Annotated in this window: 16 protein-coding genes; 11 read left to right on the forward strand and 5 right to left on the reverse strand. The window is 66.9% G+C overall.

Features of this window, described 5'->3' with window-relative positions:
• Nucleotides 1-9: 9 nt before the first annotated feature.
• The 5 genes from KF783_RS06185 to KF783_RS06205 all read right to left on the reverse strand — a co-directional run bounded on the left by KF783_RS06185 (nt 10) and on the right by KF783_RS06205 (nt 3,454).
• Nucleotides 10-441, reverse strand: a complete 432-nt coding sequence (locus KF783_RS06185) for a MerR family DNA-binding transcriptional regulator (RefSeq protein ID WP_294077427.1) — start codon at nt 439-441, stop codon at nt 10-12.
• Nucleotides 442-471: 30 nt separating this feature from the next.
• Nucleotides 472-1,014 carry a hypothetical protein gene (locus KF783_RS06190; RefSeq protein WP_294077429.1) on the reverse strand — a complete coding sequence of 181 codons (543 nt, stop codon included), beginning with the start codon at nt 1,012-1,014 and terminating at the stop codon, nt 472-474.
• Nucleotides 1,011-1,373, reverse strand: a complete 363-nt coding sequence (gene hisI, locus KF783_RS06195; protein WP_294077432.1) for a phosphoribosyl-AMP cyclohydrolase — start codon at nt 1,371-1,373, stop codon at nt 1,011-1,013. Before hisI ends, KF783_RS06190 begins: the two co-directional genes overlap by 4 nt.
• 73 nt (nt 1,374-1,446) lie before the next feature.
• The gene (locus KF783_RS06200; RefSeq protein ID WP_294077434.1) at nt 1,447-2,154 is read right to left on the reverse strand and encodes a hypothetical protein; all 708 of its coding nucleotides are present in this window, start codon (nt 2,152-2,154) and stop codon (nt 1,447-1,449) included.
• A 91-nt stretch (nt 2,155-2,245) separates the two neighbouring features.
• On the reverse strand, nt 2,246-3,454 hold the full coding sequence (locus KF783_RS06205; RefSeq protein ID WP_294077436.1) for a M14 family metallopeptidase: 1,209 nt from the start codon (nt 3,452-3,454) through the stop codon (nt 2,246-2,248).
• A 127-nt stretch (nt 3,455-3,581) separates the two neighbouring features.
• Between KF783_RS06205 and KF783_RS06210 the strand changes: the two genes are divergently transcribed.
• The 11 genes from KF783_RS06210 to KF783_RS06260 all read left to right on the forward strand — a co-directional run bounded on the left by KF783_RS06210 (nt 3,582) and on the right by KF783_RS06260 (nt 17,830).
• Complete coding sequence (locus KF783_RS06210; protein ID WP_294077438.1) at nt 3,582-5,348, forward strand: hypothetical protein; 1,767 nt, start codon at nt 3,582-3,584, stop codon at nt 5,346-5,348.
• Between the two features lie 106 nt (nt 5,349-5,454).
• On the forward strand, nt 5,455-7,542 hold the full coding sequence (locus KF783_RS06215) for a glycoside hydrolase family 97 protein (protein ID WP_294077440.1): 2,088 nt from the start codon (nt 5,455-5,457) through the stop codon (nt 7,540-7,542).
• 20 nt (nt 7,543-7,562) lie between these two features.
• Nucleotides 7,563-8,651, forward strand: a complete 1,089-nt coding sequence (gene ugpC / locus KF783_RS06220; protein WP_294077441.1) for a sn-glycerol-3-phosphate ABC transporter ATP-binding protein UgpC — start codon at nt 7,563-7,565, stop codon at nt 8,649-8,651.
• 45 nt (nt 8,652-8,696) lie between these two features.
• Nucleotides 8,697-9,743, forward strand: coding sequence for a LacI family DNA-binding transcriptional regulator (locus KF783_RS06225; RefSeq protein WP_294077443.1), 1,047 nt, complete (start codon nt 8,697-8,699; stop codon nt 9,741-9,743).
• A gap of 17 nt (nt 9,744-9,760) precedes the next feature.
• Nucleotides 9,761-11,020 carry an extracellular solute-binding protein gene (locus tag KF783_RS06230; protein ID WP_294077444.1) on the forward strand — a complete coding sequence of 420 codons (1,260 nt, stop codon included), beginning with the start codon at nt 9,761-9,763 and terminating at the stop codon, nt 11,018-11,020.
• A complete protein-coding gene (locus KF783_RS06235; protein ID WP_294077446.1) occupies nt 11,017-11,913 on the forward strand; it encodes a sugar ABC transporter permease in 897 nt (298 codons plus the stop codon). The genes KF783_RS06230 and KF783_RS06235 overlap by 4 nt, the downstream gene beginning before the upstream one ends.
• Nucleotides 11,910-12,722, forward strand: coding sequence for a carbohydrate ABC transporter permease (locus KF783_RS06240; RefSeq protein WP_294077447.1), 813 nt, complete (start codon nt 11,910-11,912; stop codon nt 12,720-12,722). The genes KF783_RS06235 and KF783_RS06240 overlap by 4 nt, the downstream gene beginning before the upstream one ends.
• Nucleotides 12,719-13,471 (forward strand): hypothetical protein, encoded by a 753-nt coding sequence (locus tag KF783_RS06245; RefSeq protein ID WP_294077450.1) that lies wholly within the window; start codon nt 12,719-12,721, stop codon nt 13,469-13,471. Before KF783_RS06240 ends, KF783_RS06245 begins: the two co-directional genes overlap by 4 nt.
• Nucleotides 13,468-14,811: a GH1 family beta-glucosidase gene (locus tag KF783_RS06250; RefSeq protein ID WP_294077452.1), complete on the forward strand. Its 1,344-nt coding sequence runs from the start codon at nt 13,468-13,470 to the stop codon at nt 14,809-14,811. The genes KF783_RS06245 and KF783_RS06250 overlap by 4 nt, the downstream gene beginning before the upstream one ends.
• Complete coding sequence (locus tag KF783_RS06255) at nt 14,808-15,677, forward strand: endonuclease/exonuclease/phosphatase family protein (RefSeq protein ID WP_294077454.1); 870 nt, start codon at nt 14,808-14,810, stop codon at nt 15,675-15,677. The genes KF783_RS06250 and KF783_RS06255 overlap by 4 nt, the downstream gene beginning before the upstream one ends.
• Nucleotides 15,656-17,830, forward strand: coding sequence for a glycoside hydrolase family 2 TIM barrel-domain containing protein (locus tag KF783_RS06260; RefSeq protein WP_294077455.1), 2,175 nt, complete (start codon nt 15,656-15,658; stop codon nt 17,828-17,830). The genes KF783_RS06255 and KF783_RS06260 overlap by 22 nt, the downstream gene beginning before the upstream one ends.
• The last annotated feature ends 3 nt before the right edge of the window (nt 17,831-17,833 follow it).

A 17,833-nucleotide genomic window follows, 5' to 3' on the forward strand; every position in this document is an offset into this window, starting at 1 on the left:
TGTCTCTTCCTATTTGGCGGGTTCGGCACGGCCCTCCAGGACCGCGATAAAGTCATCGAGTTCGGCGATGGCCGCGTCGATATCGACCTTTTGCCGTTCGAGCAGGTCGATCCGCGCGCGGCACTTGTCCAGCGTCACCTGATGCTGGGTCCGGCGGTCGTCGCCGACATCATAGAGGTCGATCATCTCGCGAATTTCAGCGAGGCTGAACCCGACGCGCTTGCCGCGCAGGATCCAGGCGAGCCGGGCGCGATCGCGGTGCGAGTAGATGCGCTGAAGCCCCCGGCGCTCGGGCGCGATCAACCCTTCATCCTCATAGAAGCGCAGCGCGCGCGCCGTGACCTCGAACTCGGCACACAGGTCCGAGATCGAGAAGCTCTCCTTGTCCGGGCGGGCATCGATCGGTGCGAAGCTCGCCACGGTTTTCGAGGTCGTGGCCATGGCTCGATCTACGCCAGCTTTACGTTAACGTCAATCTTCGCAGAGCCGCTGCCCGGTCGCGCTACGCAATGCCGTCGCTTCGGCCGCGGATTCGCTCAGCCGCGCGACCTCCAGCGCCCCGAACGAGGCGCGCGGTCCGCACAATTTCGCGCACCCGTCGGGCAGGGTCGCGGGAAAGGTGATGCGATCCCCGTCGAACTTCGCATCGAACGCGCATGTCGCGCCGCCCTTTCCCTTCAGCTCGACGGACAGCGTCTCACCCGCGCGCGCGGCGGTTCCGGAGCCGGTGCAGCTCAGCCCGTCGCCATAATCCACGAAGGCGCCGATCCGATAGGCATTGCCCTTGGGAACGATGCACACACGGTCGGTATCGCGGGCGTAGAGGCCGGTCGGATTGGTGTCCGCCGGGTCGCGCACCAGGCCGCGCGCGATCGCCGCGGTTTCAAGGTCAGGGGGCGCAGCGGCGTTCCGGTTGTCGCCCGGCGAATTGGATGAACAGGCGCTGAGGCCCAGCAACAACGCCAATCCGATGCCGGTCCCGACGGCGCGACCCGGCGCGGCGCGGGCGATCATTCCGCCGGCACCAGTCGATCGCCCTCGATCCGGCGGAAAAAGCAACTACGCGCGCCGGTGTGGCATGCCGGCCCGGCAGGCTGGACCTTGAGCCACAGCGCGTCCTGATCGCAATCGATCCGCGCCTCGACCACGCGCAGCACGTTGCCTGAGCTTTCGCCTTTTTTCCACAGTCGCTGGCGGCTGCGCGACCAGAACCACGCCTCCCCGCTTTCCAGCGTCCGCACGAGCGCGTCGGCATTCATATGGGCGAGCATCAACAGCTCGCCCGTCGTGGCATCCGTGGCGACGGCGGTGATCAGGCCGTCGGCATCATATTTCGGGTCCAGCCGAAGCGTGGAATCGCGGGGTTCCGACATGCGACGGTGTTAGCGCGGAGTACAGGCGGCCTTCAACTCGGCGAATGCGGCGCGGCGGCGACGCCTGCGGTCCTCATCGCATCTTGCGAAACGGCGCCACGCAGGTGCCGCGTTTTCCCGATGTGCCGAACCACGGCCTGTCGAACGTCAATCCGCCATTGGCGTCGATCGAGAACGTCGCCGTGCCGACGAAATCGGCCGGCTTCGCGCCATTGAGGTCAAAGACGATGACGCGATTGCCCTCCACGCGCCATTTTCCGGTGAAATCCTTGCGAAAGCCCATATTGGGGCCGAACATCACGCCGAAACTGCCGTCGCGGTTGAAGACGAGATCATAGACACGGTCATCGTCGGTACAGGCGGCGACCCCCTCCTGCGTCCAGAAACCGGTGATCGGCGACGTGGTCGGCTCGATCACCTTGTACCGCTGGATGAATCGCTTTCCGCGATAGCTGTAGGCGATGGTGAATTCTGATCCGGACTTCGCGGCGGCATCGACCGTGAAGGATTTCCGGTCCCGGGCCAGCATTGCGGTCTTTGAAGACACCTTCCACCCGGTGAGGCATTTGACCGGTATATTGTTGAAATCACTTGGATAGCGTGAATAATAGATCGTCAGGTCGATCTTTTCCCCGGCAGCGACCGTCTGCGTACCCAGCGTCGCGGTGCGAAGCGTCCCCTGGCCCAGATCGAACCGGCATTTCTCGGGCTGATAGGGATCGGGCGGCGCCTGCGGCGCTGCGGACCCAAGTGCCAGTGCCGTCGCCAGTATCGAGAACATCGTCGCACCCCGCCATTTTCGTGTGGAACGTCGCCGGGCGCAGTCTCGCTGTCAATCTGGCGAAGCGCGACGATTTCAGTCGCCGCGCAGTTCAGCGCGCGCGGATCACACTGGGGGACAGCGCGATCGCGAAGGCGCGGGCAGCCGTGGCGATCGCCTTACGATCCGTCTCATCACCGACCTCATAGGTCATCGATGGGATGCCATAGGTCTGAAAGAAATAATTCTTCGCGGTGCCGCTGCCGGGATTGGCGTTGCGCGGCTCCTGCGTGAAGGCATAGTCCGGCACATGTGGCCGGGCGCGGTCCAGCCACGCTTTCGACCAGGCATAGATCGCGGCATTGTCCCCTTCCCCCTGGGTGTAGAAGAGGTTGCGGTCGGTCGAGTGAAAGTCGATCGATACAAGCGGCCGGACGCCATCGCGAACCAGCGCATCGACCAGATCGCGCACCGCCCGCGTTTCCGGCTGCGAGAAATCGCCCCAATCGCGATTGATATCGATCCCGCCCATATTGGTCCGCCAATAGCCGCGATCGACGCCATCGGGGTTGAGCAGCGGGACCGCCACGAACCGCACCGCCGCACGCATCGCCCGCACCTCCTCATCGTCGCCCAGCAGCGCGGTGAGGAATGCGTTCATGGCAAACGCCCCGGTCACTTCGGGCGGGTGCTGACGCCCGAGAAGGAGTATGATCCGCTTCGCCCGCGGATTGCCGAACGTCAGCGCCTCGATCGGGCGTCCGTCATGGCTCTCGCCGATCGTGCGCAGCATCGCCCCGGGCCGCTGCGCCAGTGCGACCAGCCACTGGTGATGCCGGGCGGAATCGACGATTTCCTGCCCCGCGACAAACTGGCCTTCCGCGGGCAGGACAAAGCTGACCCCGGTCTTGTCCGCGCGAACCGACCGGGGATCGAGCAGGTGCCAGGAAAGCCCGTCCGCGCTCACCTTTGGCGCGTAGCGGTGGCCCGCGTTGAGATAGCTCAATCGCAGCGTCACCGGCGCATCGCCGGTAATCCGGTAGCGCACCGCATACCATGGACTGGGGTTGAGCGGGGGTGGCCGATCGGGAGCGATCACGATCGCGACCCGGTCCGGCGCCTCGACGATACAGCGCCATGCCCCCGCCGCCGGGAAATCCGCATCGATCCGCACGCGTGGGGTGGCGCACAGCGCCGGCCCCTGCGGTGCCGGCCCGGCGCCGGGCAGAAGGGCGAGGATGGGCAGCGCGAACGCTACCCTGATCAGCCGCCAGCGAATGGCGGAACGCGGCGCGAAACATGGCGAGGTGGGTGCATGCATGGGATGGAGAGGCTCATCAGATCGCGGGGCGATGTCAATGGCGGGCGCCGACCGGCGGCGCCGCCGCGGCGCGTCAAGGACGCGATTTGTCAGTTGCCGCGCCGAATTCGCCAGCGATAACGACGGGATGCGTAGACTCGCGTCGATCCTCGCGCTTGCCCTACCGCTCTGTGTCGCCACCACCGCCCATGCGGCGGAGCCTGACGTCGCGGCGCGCGCCGCGCTGCTCGACCAGCGGCGACAGGCCTTCGCCGCGCGCGATGCCGATGGCAGCCGGGAGCGGCAATGCCAAAAGCCGGCAGACGCGACCGAAAGGCGCCGTTGCTACACGCTGTTCATGGCATGGGGAGCGGACGCCATGGCGATCGAGCGCGGCGACCTTGCCTATCCCTATTTCTACGATGCGATGTCGATCGCGCGCGACGAACCGTCGCTTGTCGGCGGCACCGGACAGGCGTGGGCGGACTGGTCGGTCGCCTCCTATCGCTCCAGCGAGGCCAGCGACGCGCGGCTTGCGCAACAGATCCGCAGCGTGGCGGACACCGCACTGGCGCGTGGCTATACGACCGGCGATCCGATGCTCCGCCTGTTCGAGCGGCTGGTGCTGGGGCGGATGGAGCCGGACCGGCTCGAGTTCGGCTATCCGCGTGAGAAGGTCGATTTCGCGCCCCTGTTGCAGAAATTGGCATCGCGGCCCGAACTGGCGCAGGATGCCGCAGCCTATAATGCCCGCCTGCTGGCCGCGCGACGACGGCAGGCGGAAGCGCTCGACCTGATCGAGACGGTCGATCGCTGGTGCGGCCCGCGTGACTATGACGCCGATACCTGCCTGTCCGCATCGATCAGCGGCGCGATGATCGCGGTGGCGGCGGGGGATCGCGCCCGCGCGCAACGCTGGAGCGAACGGCTCGAACGCGCGCTCGACCACAGCCGGCGGAGCGACCGGATGATCGTGCTGGCCTGGGGCGCGATCGGCGCGAGCGCCTATCTGCGCGGCGACGTCGCCACCGCGACACGCCATCTCGACGCGGCGATCCGTTTCGCCGAATTGCTCGGCCAGCAAATCCCCGAACAGATCGACGATACGATCGCCACCTATGCCGTGCTGCTCGCCGAAACCGGCTATTATGATCGGGCGCTGGCAATGGCGAACCGCATCACGGGCGAGGAGGCGCGCAAGTCGGCCAGGCTCTATTATGCCCGTGCGCTGGCCTATTACCGGCTGGGCCAGCCCGCCAGGGCGCTGGCCGAATATGCGGACGAGGAATGCGACACGGTCTGGGCGCTGAAGTCATGCCTGCTGAACATGCGCATCCGCCTTGCCGAGGTGGCGGCTTTGCGTACCACCACGGGCGAGAACCTGTTCGCCTATGTCCAGACCCTCAAGACGTTCGACGATTTCCTGAACATTCCGATCACGCGGCCGACGCGGATCGCCTTCGAAGAGGCGATGCAGCACCTCAACACCTATTGGCGGAGCGCCAACGCGGCGCGATCGACCTTCGACCCGCCCCCCGATCTGGAAATCGAGCGCCTGTACCTCAGCGCGCAGGTCGCGATCGCCGGGGGTCGGCGGGACGAGGCGATCACCCTGGCGCAACGCGCGCTCGATCTCGCGCGGGGCAAGGGGCTGGAGGGCGACAGCGTTTCGATCGAAACCCGGGAACTGCTGGCACGACTGCGCGGCGCACAGGGATGCGCGTCCGCCGCCTATATGCTTGCGCGGCGGGCGATGGGCCTGGCGATGGAGCGACAGGCGCGATATCGCGACTTCGACGCCGGCGCGCGCAACGACATCACCCGCTTCGCCGGCACGTTTCGCACCTTCACCACCCTCGCCTATCGCTTCGCGCACCCCGAAACGGGGATCGGCGTACCCCCGCGCTGCGACTAGGGCCGGGGCGCGCCAATTACGCGGCACGGCTCAAAATGTAACCGGTTGCACAGCGGCAGGCCGCGGTCTAGACTTGGCCCTACAACAGAATGACGTGGAGACGAGGATGATGGGGCGCCGCTCGATCCAGAGCGTGGGCAGGCGGAAACGCGCGGGGATTGTCCTGCCGATCGCGCTGCTCCTCGCATTCCTGCTCCCCGCACCGGCGCTGGCCGCGCGCGATGACGTCACGCACGGCGTGTGTTCCCCGGACAAGCGCATCTGCTTCACCCTCACCACCGTGAACGAGGTGCCGACCTATACCGTCACCCGCGACGGCAAGCCGGTGATCGCGCCCTCGACGCTCGGCTTCATGCTGCGCGGCGATGGAAAATTCGAACATGGCATGCGCCTGGGCGAGGCCAGCTATACGGACGCCGATCGCAAATGGGAGCAACCCTGGGGCGAGAACCGCTGGATGCGCGAACAGTATCGCGAAATGCGGGTGCCGATCCTGGAACTGGTGAAGTCCAAGCGGCGGATCGACCTGATCGCCCGCGTCTTTGATTCCGGCGTCGGGTTCCGCTTCGCCTTTCCCGATCAGCCGCAACTGCGCGACGTGCGGATCGACGAGGAGCTGACCGAGTTCAACATCGCGGGCAACGCACAGGCATGGTGGATCCCGGCCGGCGAATGGAACCGGTACGAATATCTCTATCACCACACGCCGGCGCGAGAGGTCGGCACCGCCCATTCGCCGATCACCTTTCGCCGCGACGACGGGCTGCACATTTCGATCCATGAGGCCGCGCTGATCGACTATGCCGGTTTCTGGCTGCAACGGATCGATGGCCAGCGCTTTCGCACGCGCCTGTCGCCCGGGGCCGAGGCATGGAAGGTGCGCCGCGCCGCGCCGTTCGAAACGCCGTGGCGAACGATCACGATCGCCGACGACGCGCCGGGCCTCTATGCCGCGTCGGATCTGATCCTGAACCTCAACGAACCCAACCGGCTGGGCGATGTCAGTTGGGTGAAGCCAATCAAATATGTCGGCATCTGGTGGGCGATGCACCTCGACCAGTGGAGCTGGAACAGCGGCCCGAAACACGGCGCGACGACCGAGCACGCGATGCGCTATATCGATTTCGCTGCGCAGAACGGCTTTGGCGGCGTGCTGATCGAAGGCTGGAATGTCGGATGGGACGGCAACTGGATCGGCGACAGCGGGCGCAACTTCATCTTCGACAAACCCTATCCCGATTTCGACATGGACAAGGTCGCCGCCTATGCCCGGCGCAGGGGCGTGGCGATCATCGGTCACCATGAAACCGCGGGCAATGCGGGGCGCTATGCCGACCAGATGGAGCGCGCCTTCGCCTTTTACGAACGCCATGGCGTGCCGGCGGTAAAGACCGGTTACGTCGCCGATGCAGGCGGCATCCTGCACCAGGCGGCGGACGGCAGCGACATCTGGGACTGGCATGACGGCCAGTATATGGCGCGCCACCACGTCGCCGTGGCCGAGGCGGCGGCGCGGCATCATATCACCATCGACGCGCATGAACCGATCAAGGATACCGGCCTGCGGCGCACCTGGCCCAATATGGTGAGCCGGGAAGGCGCGCGTGGCATGGAATATGCCGCCTGGGGCGACCCGCCCAACCCGCCCGAACATGAAGCGACACTGGTCTTTACCCGGATGCTGTCCGGCCCGATGGACTATACGCCCGGCGTGGTCAGCCTGCGCGGCAAGGGCGGGCGCAAGATCCCCTCCACCCTCGCCAAGCAGCTGGCGAATTATGTCGTGATCTACAGCCCGGTACAGATGGCCGCCGACCTGCCCGAAAATTATGCCGCGCATCCCCAGGCGCTCGATTTCATCCGGCGCGTGCCGATCGATTGGGAGACCTCGCGGATGCTGGGCGGCGCAGTCGGCGAATATGCGGTGTTCGCGCGGCAGCGGCGCGGCGGCCAGGACTGGGCGGTCGGCGGCGTGACCGACGGCAAGGCGCGCGACTTTACCGTCGATTTCGCCTTTCTGCCCCCCGGCAAACGGTATCGCGCGCAGCTGTGGCGCGACGGGCCTGGCGGTGGCATCGACGGCGACCAGTTCGCGATGACGGTCGAAAGCCGCACCGTGACATCGGCGTCCGACTGGCGCATCACCATGGCGGCGGGGGGCGGGTTCGCGATGATCCTGACTCCGGTTCGATAGCCGGAACGGCGGGGGGCGAGATGGCCGGATTGTCGATCCACGGCGCAAGCAAGAGCTTTGGCGAGACCCACGTGCTGCGCGCGGTCGATGTCGAGGTGGGGGACGGCGAATTCGCGGTCATCGTCGGCCCGTCGGGCTGCGGCAAATCGACGCTGCTGCGCGCCGTCGCCGGGCTGGAGCAGCTGGACGAAGGGCAGATCCGCATCGGCGACCGGCAGGTGGACGACCTCGCCCCGTCCCGGCGGGGCATCGCGATGGTCTTTCAATCCTACGCGCTCTACCCGCACCTGACCGTCTATGAGAATATGGCGTTCGCGCTGCGCATCGCCCGCGTGGGATCGGCCGAGATCGACGCGGCGGTGCGTCGCGCGGCCGACATCCTCAACATCTCCGACTATCTCGACCGCAAGCCGGCGGCGCTGTCCGGCGGGCAGCGGCAACGCGTGGCCATCGGGCGCGCGATCGTGCGCCAGCCGAACATCTTCCTGTTCGACGAACCGCTGTCGAACCTGGACGCGGACCTGCGCGCGCGGATGCGCTACGAATTCGCCGAGCTGCACCGCCAGCTGGGAACCACCACCCTCTATGTCACGCACGATCAGGTCGAGGCGATGACGCTTGCCGACCGGATCATCGTGATGCGCGAGGGTCAGGTGGAGCAGGCCGGGCCGCCGCGCACGCTCTACGACTCCCCTGCGAACCTGACGGTCGCGCAGTTTCTTGGCACACCACGGATGAACATCCTGTCCGCCACCGTGGAAGCGGGACCACCCCCGGCCGCGCGGCTCATCAGCGGCGATACGATCCCGCTGCCCGAACCGGTCGCGCGCATCGCCCCCGGCGCGGCGCTGTCGCTGGGCATCCGCCCCGACGATATCGAGATTGGCGCGGGGGCCGACGCGCTGCCATTCACCGTGACGTTCATCGAACGACTCGGCGGCTTCGCGACGGTCCATCTGCGCGGCGAGGAGGACATGACCCTGATTCTACAGCATCGCGACGACGGCACGCTGCGCGAGGGGGAGGTGGTGCCGGTGCGCCTTCCCGCCCAAAAGCTGCACCTGTTCGACGCCCAGGGCCTCGCCATCCGGGGAGCCGCGCGTGGCTGACGCCCCCCCGCCCATCGCCCGCCGATTGCGCCAGGAGGAATCGCCATGGCAACGCTGAGGGACGTCGCCCGCGAAGCCGGGGTCTCGGTCGCCACCGCCTCGCGGGTGATCAACGGACATACGAACGTGACCGGCCCCACCCGTGAACTGGTGATGGCGGCGGTCAAGAAGCTCAGCTTCGTCCCGCATAGCGGCGCACGCAGCCTGACCCGGCGCAAGACCGATACGATCGGCGTCATCCTGCCCGATCTGTTCGGCGAGTTCTTTTCCGAGGTCATTCGCGGCATCGATCTCGTCGCGCATGAATCGGGGATGCACCTGCTGCTGGGCAACATGCATGGCAGCGCGCATGAAACCGCCGCGGCGGTCGCGTCGATGCGCGGTCGCGTCGATGGCCTGCTGGTGATGCCGCCCGACGTGAAGCCGGAGGCACTGGCGGCGAATCTGGACCCGGCCATCCCGACCGTGCTGCTCAACTATGATGCCGACGGCCTCGACCTGCCCTTCGTGGCGATCGACAATTATCGCGGCGCCTATGCGATGACCAAGGCGCTGATCGATCGGGGCGCGCGACAGGTCGTCCATATCGCCGGCCCCAAGCACAATCGCGACGCGCGCGACCGCCAGCGCGGCTTCACCGACGCGATGGCGCAGGTCGCGGGTGAGCGCAGCCCGCTGATCCTGCCGGGCGATTTCACCGAGGATGGCGGCGCGCAGGCCGCGCGCCTGCTGATCGCGGGCCAGATGCAGGTCGATGCCGTGTTCGCGGCGAACGACGTGATGGCGGTCGGCTGCATCGCCCAGTTCATAGAGGCCGGCATCGGGGTTCCGGGCAACATCATGGTGGCCGGGTTCGACGACATCCCCCTCGCCCGCCATATCAGCCCCGCGCTCACCACGATGCAGGTCAAGATCGATCAGGTCGGATCGACGGCGATGATGATGCTGCTGCGGCAATTGCGGGGCGAGGTGCTGGGCGCGGCCAGCGCGACGATCCTCACCCCGACACTGATTGCGCGCGGCACCACCAGCGGCCCGGCCGCGTCGGACGAGGCGACGAGCGCCGCCGCGCATCGAGCCCCGGCGCCGTGAATCTGTCACGGCGATCCATGATCGGCGGGATCGCGGCGCTGCCACTGGCGCTTGCCGGCGGCTGCGGCGCGCGCGCGGATCAGGGGATCACCATCTGGGCGATGGGCAATGAGGCGGCGAGCCTGCCCCGGCTGCTCGCGGACCTGAACCGCCCCGCCGGCGCGCCAGCCGTCACGGTCCAGCCGCTTCCCTGGTCGGCGGCGCACGAAAAGCTGCTGACCGGTTTTGCCGGCGGGTCGCTTCCCCGGATCGGCCAGGTCGGGAACAGCTGGATCGCCGAACTTGCCGCGATCGGCGCGATCGCGCCGGTCCCGTCTGCCGTGCATGGCTTGCTCACCGACCAGTTCCCGGCGGTGGTCGAGACCAATCGCATCGGCGCGGCGGTCTGGGCGATCCCCTGGTATGTCGATACGCGGCTGCAATTCTATCGCACGGACCTGTTCGCACGCGCCGGCCATGCCGCACCTCCACTTGAGTGGGACGCGTGGAAGCGGGCATTGCATCGCGTCAAGGCGCTGGGCGGTGCCGGCGATTTCGCGGTGCTGCTCCCGGTCAACGAATTCGAACAGCTGCTGACCATCGCCCTGTCCGCCGGCGCGCGGCTGTTGCGCGACGATGGAGCGCGCGGCGCCTTTTCCGAACCCGAATTCCTCGCGGCACTCGCCTTCTACAAATCGCTGTTCGACGAGCGGCTGGCCCCGGTCGCGTCCGCGACCCAGATTTCGAACCTGTGGAACGAGTTTGCGCGCGGGACCTTCGCGATCTTCACCTCCGGCCCCTGGACGGTCGGCGACCTGCGCGCGCGCCTGCCTGCCGAGATGCAGGGCAGATGGGGGACCGCACCCAATCCCGGCCCGCGCGGGATCGGTTCGGCAGCGCCGGGCGGCTCGAGCCTGGTCGTGTTTCGCGGATCGCACGCGGCGGCGGGCGATGGCGACGATCCAAGCTGGGACCTGATCTCCCGCCTTCTCTCCCCCCGCGCCCAGCTGCGCTTTCAGCAACTGACCGGTGACCTGCCCGCGCGCCGCTCGGTCTGGACTCAGGCGGGGCTGGCGCGCGATCCGGTCTTCGCCTCGTTCGCGACGCAGCTCGAACATGCGACAGCGGTTCCCAAGGTGCCGGAGTGGGAACGCATCGTCACCGAGATGCAGATCGTGGCCGAGCGCATGGTGCGCGGCCAGTTCACCGTCGCGCAGGCCGGGCGCGAGATCGACCGGCGCGCCGACCGGCTCCTCGAAAAGCGGCGCTGGATGCTCGAACGGGGTCAGGCGATATGAGCGCGACCGCCCGCATCCGCGAGGCGCGTGCCGGCTGGACGATGACCGGGCCGGCGCTCGCCGCGATCGGGATTTTCTTCGTCGTTCCGGCGGCGGCGTCGCTGTTCCTCAGCTTCACCGATTTCGACATCTATGCGCTCGCCGATCTGTCGAACCTGCGCTTCGTGGGCTTCCACAACTATACGCGCCTGCTCGAAAATCCGCTGTTCTGGAAGGCGATGAGCAACACCTTGTGGTTCGTGCTGCTCGGCACGCCGCTGGTGGTCGCCGTCTCACTCGCGGCGGCGATGCTGGTCAATTCGCGCTGGCTGCGCTGGGCGCCGTTCTGGCGTGTCGCGCTGTTCGCGCCCTATGTCACCACGCTGGTGGCCACCGCCGTGGTGTGGCGATATCTGCTCCACACCCGCTACGGGCTGGTCAACTATCTGCTGGGCGGGTTCGGCATCGCGCCGATCGACTGGCTGGGCAGCCCGACCGCATCGCTGCCCGCGATCCTGATCTTCGTCGCGTGGAAGAGTTTCGGCTACAACATGATCATCTTTCTCGCGGCGCTTCAGATCGTGCCGAAGGAACTGGACGAGGCGGCGCGGATCGACGGAGCGGGATGGTGGACCCGGTTCCGCCACGTCATCCTGCCGGCGATCGCCCCGACTGTGCTGCTGGTTTCCGTGCTTACCGTCGCGGCGATGTTCCAGCTGTTCGCCGAACCCTATGTGATGACGCAGGGCGGCCCCGCGCAATCGACCGTCACCGTCCTGTATTTCATGTACGAGGAGGGGTTCAAATGGTGGAACCTCGGCTCCGGCGCGGCGGTCGCGTTCCTGTTGTTCCTGTGCATCCTGGCGCTGACGCTGGTTCAGCTGCGCCTCGCCCGGCGCGGGGGAGCGATATGATCCGCCGCGCCGCCGTCACCACGCTCGCTGCGCTGGTCGCGCTGCTGACGATTGCGCCGCTATTGTGGATGCTGTCGGTCAGCTTCATGCAGCCGGGCGAGGCCGCGCAATTCCCCCCGCCGCTGCTGCCCGACCACCCGGGGTGGCAGAATTATCGGACGCTGTTCGAAAGCTATGGGGTCGGCCGCTTCCTGTTCAACAGCGCCCTTGTCTCGACACTGGCGACGCTGCTGGCGCTCCTGTTCACCGTCCCCGCCGGCTATGCCTTCGCCAAATTGCGGTTTCGCGGGCGGGAGGAAGTGTTCCGCATTCTCGTCGCCGCGCTGGTCGTGCCGGGGCAGATCGGCATGCTTCCGCTGTTCCTCGAACTCAAGGCGATGGGCCTGGTCAACAGCTATGCCGGCGCGCTCGTGCCGTGGCTGGCGGGGATTTTCGGGATCTTCCTGGTCCGTCAATATTGCCTGTCGATCCCCGACGAGATGCTGGAGGCGGCGCGGATCGACGGCGCGAGCGAATGGGCGATCCTGCGCCGCATCGTGCTCCCGTTGCTCACGCCGATCCTGGTCACGCTGGCGCTGTTCGTATTTCTGGGAAGCTGGAACGACTTCATGTGGCCGCTCATCGTTCTGGCGGATCAGCACCTCTACACCCTGCCGGTCGCGCTGGCGGCGCTGAGCCGGGAGCATGTGCAGGACAATGAGCTGATGATGGCCGGTGCCGTCGTCACGACGCTGCCGGTGCTGATCCTCTTCCTCGCGCTTCAGCGCTTTTATCTGAGCGGCCTGCTGACGGGGAGTGTGAAAGGATGACGGACATGTTCAGGACATTGGCGGCGCTGCTGGCGCTGCTCCTCCTCCCCTCCCCCGCAACGGCGCAACCGATGACCGAAGGCCAGACCCCACAACCCGCGATCGAGGCGGGCAACTATCCCTATCAGCTGTTCATCCCGCGCGGTTATAACGCCGACACGGCGAAACGCTGGCCGCTGCTGATCTTCCTGCATGGATCGGGCGAGCGCGGCGACGACATCGCCAAGGTGAAGGTGCATGGGCCGCCCAAGATCGCCGATCGCGACGGCGCCTTTCCGTTCGTCACCGTTTCGCCCCTGCTCGGCACCGATCAGGACTGGGACATCGCCAGGCTCGACCGGCTGATGGATCATGTGATGCGCCGGCTGCGGATCGATCCGACGCGCGTCTATCTCACCGGGCTCAGCCGCGGCGGACATGCCACCTGGCGCTGGGCGCTGGCCGAACCGACCCGGTTCGCGGCAATCGCGCCGGTCGCCGGGCGCGGCGATCCGGGTGGCGCGTGCCGGATCATGGACCTTCCCGTCTGGGCCTTTCACGGCGACCGCGACGATGTCGTCCTGCCCGAAGGCAGTTTCGACATGGCGCGCGCGATCCGGGCCTGTGGCGGGCGCAAGGCGCGCCTCACCATCTATCCGGACCTGGGCCACAATGCCTGGGATCCGGCCTATGACGACCCCGCCCTCTACACCTGGCTGCTCGCGCAGCGTCTCGCCCCCGCCGGGGCAACCACCAAGGACAAGAAATGACCGCCAGATTTCCCGAAAACTTCCTGTGGGGCGCGGCGACCGCCGCCTATCAGATCGAAGGATCGCCGCTCGCCGACGGCGCCGGCGCCAGCATCTGGCAGCGGTTCAGCCACGATCCGCGCCTGATGGCGGTAAAGGGCGATACCGGCGATATCGCCTGCGATCATTATCATCGCATGCCGTCCGACGTTGCATTGATGAAGTCGCTCGGGCTTCAGGCCTATCGGTTCAGCGTCGCCTGGGGCCGGGTTCTGCCGGAAGGGACCGGTCGCGTGAACGCCGCCGGCCTCGATTTCTACGACAGGCTGGTCGATGAACTGCTCGGCCATGGTATCGAACCGCTGTTGACGCTGCATCACTGGGACCTGCCCGCCGCGCTGGACGATCGCGGCGGCTGGCTCAACCGCGACAGCGCGGACTGGTTCGCCGATTATGCCGAAGTCCTCTATCGGCGGCTCGACGGCCGGGTGAAGAAATGGGTGACGCTCAACGAACCATGGGTCATCACCGATGGCGGTTATCTGCACGGCGCGCTGGCGCCCGGTCACCGCAACATGTTCGAAGCGCCGATCGCCAGCCACAATCTCATGCGCGCGCACGGCGCGGCGGTGCAACGCTATCGGGAGGTCGGCGCGCACGAAATCGGGCTGGTCGTCAACATCGAACCCAAATATCCCGCCAGTGACAGTGCCGAGGATGTCGCCGCGACCGCCCGCGCGCACGCCTATATGAACCGCCAATATCTCGATCCCGCGCTCAAGGGCAGCTATCCCGAGGAGCTGAAAGAGATCTTCGGCGAGGCGTGGCCCGACTGGCCGGCCGGGGACATGGATCAGATCTGCCAGCCGGTCGATTTCATCGGCATCAACTATTACACGCGCAACGTCGTGCGGAACGATCCCGCGCAATGGCCGCTGCGCGCGTCGATGGTGAAACAGGACGCGACCCACACCACGACCGACTGGGAGGTGTACCCCCCCGCGCTCACCGACCTGCTGGTCTGGTTCCGCGATACCTATGGCGAGATTCCGCTCTACATTACCGAAAACGGCGCCGCCTTTTACGATCCGCCGCGCGCGGGGCCGGACGGCATCGACGATCCGCTACGCGTCGATTACCTTCACTCCCACCTCAACGCGATTGCCGATGCGATCGCAAAGGGGGTGGACGTGCGCGGCTATATGGTCTGGTCGCTCTTCGACAATCTTGAATGGTCGCTCGGCTATTCGAAACGCTTTGGAATCGTTCATGTCGATTATGCCAGCCAGACGCGGACGCCGAAGCGCAGCGCCCGTTTCTACGGCCAGGTGATCGCGAGCAACGGCGGGAACCTCGCATGACCCGCCTGTGGCACCGCGCGGCGGCGCTGCTCGCCATCCTGCTCGCACTGCCTGCGCTGGCGCAGAACCGCGCGACGCCGCTCGCGGTGATGACGTACAACATCCGGCTCGATCTCGCATCGGACGGACCCGACGCCTGGCCGCACCGGCGCAAGGCGCTGACCAGCCTCGTCGCCTATTACGCGCCCGACATCATCGGGATGCAGGAGGTGCTGAAACGTCAGAAGGACGCGATCGAGGCGGACCTGCCCGGCTATCGCTTCGTCGGGGCCGGGCGCGATGACGGCCGGGAGGGCGGCGAATATTCGCCGGTCGGCTATCGGGCGGACCGGTTCACCCTGCTCGCCTCCGGCACCTTCTGGCTGTCCCCCACCCCCGATCGTCCGGGCAAGGGATGGGACGCGGCCTATCCGCGCATCGCCAGCTGGGCGCAGCTGCGCGATCGCCGCACCGGGCGCGCCGTGCTGGCGGTGAACACCCATCTCGATCATATCGGCCCGATCGCGCAGCTGGAGGGCGCGCGGCTGATCCGCAGCTGGATCGCGACCCACCGCAGAGCGGGGGAGCCGGTCGTCCTGACCGGAGACTTCAACAGCCCGATCGGCAGCCCGCCCTATGCGGCGGTGGGCGAGAGCGGCATGCTGCGCGACACCCAGATGCTCAGCCGCACCCCGCATTTCGGCCCGCTCGGCACCTTCAACGCGTTCAAGATCGAACAGGCGCAGGACAGCCCCATCGACCATATCTTCGTCAGCGACGGCATCACCGTGCTGCGCCACGCGACGCTGACGCAACAGGATGGTGGCCGGTTGCCGTCCGATCACTATCCGGTGCTGGCGAGCCTGTGCATCGGCCGGGCCTGCTGACGATGTGGCGGCTGGCGGCGCTGGCGTGGGCGGCCTTGCTCGCTGCCTGCGCGCCGCTGCAAGCCGGGCCGCGATCGGCGGCGGCCGCCGGACGGACGATCACCGATCTCGCTTCGGGATGGCAGTTCCGGTTCGACGATGCGCTGTCCCCCGAAACCGCCGGCCCCTCCACCGCGTCGTGGGACCCGGTTACCCTGCCGCATAGCTGGAACCGGCTGGGCGAATATCGCATCGGCCGCACCACCGCGACCGACAATCGTCAGGGCAAGGGGTGGTATCGACGGTCCATCGACGGACGCACCCTGCCGCGCGGAAAACGGCATGTCATCGAGTTCGAGGGCGTCGGCAATATCGCCGATCTGTGGGTGAACGGTCGCCATGCCGGCCATCATGCCGGCGCCTTTTCCCGCTTTCGGTTCGATATCACCGACCTGCTCGACCCCGATCGCACGAACCTTATCCTGCTGCGCGCGGACAACAGCGCGCCGGCCCCCGACAGCACGACCAGGAACGTCATCCCGCTGCTGGGCGACTTCTTCATCCATGGCGGAATCTATCGCCCCGCCCGGCTGATCCATGTGCCGGCCAGCCATATTGCGCTCGACGACTTCGGCGGGCCGGGCGTTTATGCCGACAGCCATGTCGATGGCGATGGCACGGGCCGGATTTCATCGCGCGTGATGCTCACCGGTGCCGCATCCGGGCAACACATGGTCGCGCTGCTCCACGATGCGGCGGGACGGATCGTGGCCCGATCGGCGCAAGCGGTGGCCCCGGGCGAGCGACAGGTGGCGCTGAGCCTCGCGCTGCCGGCCGCGCGGCGCTGGAACGGGCGCGCGGACCCCTATCTCTACCGGCTCGAAACCCGGCTGGTCACAGGCGGAAGGACACTCGATTCGGTCACCGTGCCGATCGGCTTTCGCGACGTGCGCATCGATGCGGCGACCGGCTTCTGGCTCAACGGGCGGCATGTCGCGCTGCACGGCGTATCGCGCCATCAGGACGATCTGGGCAAGGGCTGGGCCTTGTCGCCGGCGGATCACGCGCGCGACATGGCCTTGATCGCGGAAATGGGCGCGAACACCGTGCGCTTCGCCCATTATCAGCACGCCGAAGACTGGTTCGACCTTGCCGACCGTTATGGCATGGTCGTCTGGGCCGAGGCGCCGCTGGTCAACAAGATCGCCTTTGGCGATGCGCCGGCATCGCCCGAACTGGTCGCGAACGCGCGGCAGCAGCTGATCGAACTCATTCGCCAGAACTACAACCACCCCTCGGTCGTCACATGGGGCATCGCGAACGAGATCGATATCGACCTCGCCTTTGGCCGGCTTGGGCCGCGGGCAGATCCCCGGCCACTGCTGCGCGAACTCGACGCTCTCGCCCATGCGGAGGATCGCACCCGCCCCACGGTGCTCGCCGATTGTTGTGAGGGGACGCCGGGCGACAAGGTTCCCTATCTCGCGCCGCTGACCGGTCAGGCGGACCTGATCGGTTATAATCGATATTATGGCTGGTATTACGGGAAGGTCGATGACCTTGGCCCGCATCTCGATGCCATGCACGCCCGCTATCCCGGCGTGCCGATATCGGTGAGCGAATATGGCGCCGGCGCGGCGCTCAGCCAGCATGTCGAAAATCCCGGGACATGGCGGATCAACGCCGGCGGTCGCCCGCATCCCGAGGAGTTTCAGAGCTGGCTTCACGAACGCAGCTGGCCGCAACTGCGTGCGCGACCCTATCTGTGGGCGAGCTGGATCTGGAACATGTTCGATTTCTCTTCGCGCGTCCGGCAGGAGGGCGACGCCACCGACATCAACGACAAGGGGCTGGTGACCTTTGACCGCAAGGTAAGGAAGGACGCGTTTTTCTATTACAAGGCACAGTGGAGCGACACGCCGGTCCTCCACATCAACAGCCGGCGCTGGCGCATCCGAACCGATCCGCTGACGTCGATCCGACTCTACAGCAACGCGCCCAGCGTCCACGTCGCCCTGAACGGCAGGTCGCTGGGCAATGTCCCGTGCATCGACCGGGTGTGCGCCGTCGCCCAAATCCGCCTGGCTGAGGGTGCCAATCGCGTCGAGGCCAGCGCCCGGTTCGGATCACGGATCCTGCGGGACAGGGTCGAGTGGACGTTGCGCCCGCAGTGACGC

This window comes from Sphingomonas sp. (genome assembly GCF_019635455.1).
Taxonomy (GTDB): domain Bacteria; phylum Pseudomonadota; class Alphaproteobacteria; order Sphingomonadales; family Sphingomonadaceae; genus Sphingomonas.